The sequence below is a fragment of the Pseudomonas sp. FW305-70 genome (assembly GCF_058783925.1).
Genome location: NZ_JBYSYZ010000046.1, coordinates 1 through 4,652 on the forward strand (window position 1 = coordinate 1; position 4,652 = coordinate 4,652).

Genomic DNA, 4,652 nt, shown 5'->3' on the forward strand with positions numbered 1-4,652 from the left:
ACCGAGATCCATCACAGCATGGACCCGGCGCCGGATGATCCGACGTCCAAGACATCCACCGTGACCCTGGGCTTTGCTGCGGCGATCGGCCAGATCCTGATGCTGGACATGGTGTTTTCCATCGACAGCATCATTACCGCTGTCGGCATGACCGAGCATTTGCCGATCATGATCATCGCGGTGGTGGTGTCGGTGCTGGTGATGTTGTTTGCCGCTGATCCGTTGGCCAAGTTCATCAACGACAACCCGACGGTGGTGATGCTGGCCCTGGGCTTCCTGATCATGATCGGCATGACGCTGATCGCCGAAGGCTTCGGCGCCCATGTACCGAAAGGCTACGTCTATGCGGCCATGGCGTTCTCGGCTTCGATCGAGGTGTTGAACATGATGTCCCGCCGGGCCCGGCAGAAGCAGGTAAACGCTGACGCTTGACGGTAGATGAAAGCCAAACGGCCGCCTGAACCCAGGCGGCCGTTTTTGTTTGTTCGAAGAAAATATCGGTCAGTGAGCGTTGGCGTGTTGGCTGCGCGTCTCGTCCGCTTCTGGCGCCGTTGCGGGCGGGGCAGGGTGATGGTGGCGGCGAGTGATGCGCAGCACGCCCCACAGCATGGCAGCGGCTACCGCCAGCCAGCTGCCAATCAACATCGCAATGATCATGGTCAGGCTCATCTGCGCCTCCTCTTTGCCCTGCTGCGGGCACACACGCTTCACTGCCGTCTCTTTAGAACACAGTCTAGCCGTTACTGCATTTCAGACTATTGACCGAAAGTCGGCAGTCACCAACCAGTTCGCTCTATCGGATGCACGCGTCTGCCGTTTAAAGCTATACCCGGGCAGCGCGGCGACCTATGATCGACGACCGAGCCAGAAATGGGATTGCCTGGCGTCTGAACCTGAACAAGAGAGAGCTGATGGTGCGGGTATTTTCTCGAATTTTGTCGGCCATGCTGATGGCCGGTTGCGTGGCAAGTCTGGCGGGCTGCGCCGGGAGTGTTGCACCCGAGATCAAGCGTTTGCCGGAGCGAGTCGAACTCAGCGGCCGATTCTACCGGGGCGATGCGTATCAAAGCGGGCCGCAGGTGCTGGCCAGCATGCTGTCCCAGCAGGGCATCGTGATCACCCCGGGCTTGCTCGAAAAGCCCTTGCATTTGCCGGGGGGTGAAGCGCAGTTGCAACAGAACATGCAGAACCTGGCCCGCGAGTACGGGATGGTGGTTTATCCCCTCGACAGCAACCTTGCGGCTTTGTTGACGCAGGTCGCCGCCGGTTATCCGGTGATGGTGCGCTTCACCGAGGGCTCGGCCATGTGGGCCGAACCGCGTTACGCCATTTTAGCCGGCTACAACCGCCAGAAGCAGACGGTCCTGTTGCGCGCGGGGATGGATCGCCGCGAACTGATGAGCTTCAGCGCCTTCGAGTCGGCATTCAAGGACGCCGGTGGCTGGGCCGTGCTGATCCAGAATCCGACGCAGATCCCGTCGCAGGTCGATCAGCAGCGATGGCTCAATGCCGCCAACGAGCTGGCTCAAGCCGGTCAGGAGCAGGCCGCCGCCAAGGCGAAAAAAGCCCTGGCCGCACACTAAGTCCGTTGGTCACCCGACGGGCACCATCGTTCGCCGCCGGCCTCTGATCTTCAAAGGCCCGGATCATTGTTCCGGGCCGAGATCAGGAGGCACCCATGGCTCACTCCACAACGCCCGTCGGTCCGCACTCGTCTGAACATTCCTCTGGCGATGAGCTGGGTTTCGACCCCGATTCACCGGACCTTGCCGACCCTCAGGTCGACCCGATCGGGCCCGCCAAGGCACCGAGGGATGTGAAGCCGGGTGACAACCCCAAGGCTCCGGCAAAGCCCTACGATCCACTGGGTGATCTGAAACCTTAGGTTCAATGGAGGTGTGTATGTCTACCGATTCCAGTTTCGACGACAAACGTCCGGAAACCGTCCCCACGACCCCGGAGCAAAGCACCGATCCGGTGATGGATCCGGACAGCCCGTTGAGGGATCCCCTGGCGCGGCCAACGGTGGTGCCTACTGAAAAACCGAAGGGGTGGAGAGATCCAAGTACCGGCGACGGCATCCCGGATGACGACCAGATGCCGCTGCCCAACGACTGAATAGCCGCCACCTGTAGGATGTTTCGTAATCTGTGTTCCGTGAAGAACCAAAAAAAAGCCCCGAGTGATCGGGGCTTTTTCATGTGTCTGCAGCAAGGTTACTGCGACGCTTCAACCACGCCGCTCTGCCGCTGCTTGAGGTTCTTGTCTGCCTTGTACTGCAAGGCTACGGAAGGCACGTCTGCGCTCTTTCCGCTCTCTACCCAATTACGCATGCGCGTGGCATCGGCAAAATGGGTGTACTTGCCATAGGCGTCAAGGATCACCAGGGCCACCGGGCGATTACTCATTCGGGTCACCAGCACCAGGCAGTGGCCTGCTTCGTTGGTGAAACCGGTTTTTGTCAGCTGGATGTCCCAGTCCGGCTTGCGGACCAAATGGTCGGTGTTGCGGAAACCCAGGCTGTAGTTGGGTTTACGGAACGAGACGGTTTTTTCCTTGGTCGTGCTCAGCTCGGTCAGCAGCGGGTACTTGTGCGCGGCGATCAACAGTTTGCTCAAATCGCGAGCGGTCGACACGTTGCGCGGGGAGAGACCGGTCGGCTCGACGAAATGCGTGTTGGTCATGCCCAAGGCCCGGGCCTTGGCGTTCATGGCAGCAATGAACGCGGCATAGCCTCCCGGATAGTGGTGGGCCAGGCTTGCAGCGGCGCGGTTTTCGGATGACATCAGGGCAATCAGCAGCATTTCCCGGCGCGGCAGTTCGCTCTTGAGCTTGACCCGGGAGTACACGCCTTTCATTTCCGGTGTGTCGCTGATGTTGATGTTGATGTATTCATCCATGTTCTGGCGGGCTTCGACCACGACCAGGCCGGTCATCAGTTTGCTGACGGACGCGATGGGGACGACGACGTCAGGATTGCTGGCATAGATGACTTTGTTGGTCTGCATGTCCAGCAGCAGGGAACTGCCGGAAGCGAGCTTGAGTGTCTTCGTATCTCGCGGCGCTGCGGTGGTCTCGTCAGCACTGGCGATGGGCGTGAGGAAAGTCCCTGTAACTGCAAAAAATAGGCTCAGGATGGAAAGACGGATTTTCACGCTGGCAGACTCACAAAGTGTTGATAGGCCGTTCTGTAACGGGCTATTTCGTAAAAAGCGCGACATTCTGGAGTATGGCTGAATAACTGTCGATGGTTGTTCAAACAACAGGCGAAAGTCCTGAGAAACATGAAAAAAATGTCATTTTCCGTCGGGTGGTCGAGCGTGTTTCGCAGGCAAAAAGAACCCCGCCAAGGGCGGGGTTCTTCGATTCGCTGTCAGCGTCTGCGGTGAAACTCAGCTGTGCAGGGTTTCAGCGGCGTACAGGGTGTTTTCCAGCAGGCAGGCACGGGTCATCGGGCCAACGCCGCCCGGCACCGGAGTGATCCAGCCGGCGCGGGGCAGGGCGGTTTCGTAGATCACGTCACCGACCAGCTTGCCATCGTCCTGACGGTTGATGCCGACATCGATCACGATCGCGCCTTCCTTGATCCATTCGCCCTTGACCAGCCCTGGCTTGCCGGCGGCGACGACGACCAGGTCCGCACGGCCGACATGACCGGCCAGGTCCTTGGTAAAGCGGTGGGTGACCGTCACGGTGCAACCGGCCAGCAGCAACTCCATCGCCATCGGGCGGCCAACGATATTGGACGCACCGACGACCACGGCATTCATCCCGTAAAGATCGACCCCGGTGCTTTCCAGCAGGGTCATGATGCCTTTGGGGGTGCATGGGCGCAGCAGCGGGATACGCTGGGCCAGGCGACCGACGTTATAAGGATGGAAACCGTCGACGTCTTTGTCCGGACGAATGCGCTCCAGCAGTCTGGAGGCGTCCAGGTGTTCGGGAAGCGGAAGCTGGAGCAGAACGCCGTCGATCGCAGGATCGTCGTTCAGGCGATCGATCAGCTCGGTCAGTGCTTCTTGAGTGGTTTCGGAAGGCAGGTCATAAGCTTGGGACAGAAAGCCGACCTCTTCACAGTCTTTACGCTTGTGCGAGACATAAACCTGAGAGGCAGGATCGCTACCGACCAGGATCACCGCAAGGCCGGGCGTGCGCAGGCCTTGCTGGCGACGCTCGGTGACACGTTGGGCGATCTGCTGGCGCAGGCTGGCGGCGATCGATTTGCCGTCGATTAGTTGTGCAGTCATTGCGCGTGATTAACCATCGAGAGGGGAAAAAAAGAGAACGCATTCTCGCATGTCATGCGGTGAGGGCAAAGGCGCTTGGTCTGCAAATTCCCCTAACTCCTTTAATTAAATGAATTTTTTTTAAAAAGGAATTGACGACCTTCGGGTGGCTCTATACTATTCGTCGCACTTGTCGGGCACAGCCTAGCACTGGTTAAGAAGGTTGAGCGGGATTACGGTTCTGCGAGACTGGAAAGCACTTAGTTTGTAGTCCTCCAAGGGTACAGCTAACAAGGCGCCCGTAGCTCAGCTGGATAGAGCATCCGCCTTCTAAGCGGATGGTCGCAGGTTCGAGTCCTGCCGGGTGCGCCATTAGGCAGCTTTGGCACAAGTAACGCGATATGGTGGGCGTAGCTCAGTTGGTAG

The 4,652-nt window shown here is 58.9% G+C and carries 7 protein-coding genes and 2 tRNA genes (1 of these 9 running past the window's edge); 6 read left to right on the plus strand and 3 right to left on the minus strand.

Annotated features, from left to right (window positions below; genetic code table 11):
- Window positions 1–432: TerC family protein (locus AC3WN7_RS24735; protein ID WP_146022445.1), on the plus strand; the 432-nt coding region annotated here is incomplete at its 5' end.
- Between the two features lie 69 nt (window positions 433–501).
- On the opposite strand, the gene AC3WN7_RS24740 is transcribed toward AC3WN7_RS24735, so the two are convergent.
- Window positions 502–711 carry a hypothetical protein gene (locus AC3WN7_RS24740; protein WP_095967387.1) on the minus strand — a complete coding sequence of 70 codons (210 nt, stop codon included), beginning with the start codon at window positions 709–711 and terminating at the stop codon, window positions 502–504.
- A 137-nt stretch (window positions 712–848) separates the two neighbouring features.
- Between AC3WN7_RS24740 and AC3WN7_RS24745 the strand changes: the two genes are divergently transcribed.
- From AC3WN7_RS24745 to AC3WN7_RS24755, 3 genes are all read left to right on the plus strand, one after another.
- A complete protein-coding gene (locus AC3WN7_RS24745; protein ID WP_102675385.1) occupies window positions 849–1,583 on the plus strand; it encodes a C39 family peptidase in 735 nt (244 codons plus the stop codon).
- Between the two features lie 95 nt (window positions 1,584–1,678).
- Window positions 1,679–1,885, plus strand: a complete 207-nt coding sequence (locus AC3WN7_RS24750; protein ID WP_015094297.1) for a DUF6021 family protein — start codon at window positions 1,679–1,681, stop codon at window positions 1,883–1,885.
- A gap of 17 nt (window positions 1,886–1,902) precedes the next feature.
- Entirely contained in the window at window positions 1,903–2,118 is a 216-nt protein-coding gene (locus AC3WN7_RS24755) for a hypothetical protein (protein WP_007977127.1), read from the plus strand.
- Window positions 2,119–2,216: 98 nt separating this feature from the next.
- Here AC3WN7_RS24755 and pbpG read toward each other — a convergent pair whose 3' ends face one another.
- Window positions 2,217–3,155 (minus strand): D-alanyl-D-alanine endopeptidase, encoded by a 939-nt coding sequence (gene pbpG / locus AC3WN7_RS24760; protein WP_015094299.1) that lies wholly within the window; start codon window positions 3,153–3,155, stop codon window positions 2,217–2,219.
- Window positions 3,156–3,392: 237 nt separating this feature from the next.
- Window positions 3,393–4,247, minus strand: coding sequence for a bifunctional methylenetetrahydrofolate dehydrogenase/methenyltetrahydrofolate cyclohydrolase FolD (folD, locus tag AC3WN7_RS24765; protein WP_008001570.1), 855 nt, complete (start codon window positions 4,245–4,247; stop codon window positions 3,393–3,395).
- A 274-nt stretch (window positions 4,248–4,521) separates the two neighbouring features.
- Between folD and AC3WN7_RS24770 the strand changes: the two genes are divergently transcribed.
- A tRNA-Arg gene (locus tag AC3WN7_RS24770) sits at window positions 4,522–4,598 on the plus strand.
- A 32-nt stretch (window positions 4,599–4,630) separates the two neighbouring features.
- A tRNA-His gene (locus AC3WN7_RS24775) sits at window positions 4,631–4,652 on the plus strand (it continues 154 nt past the right edge of the window).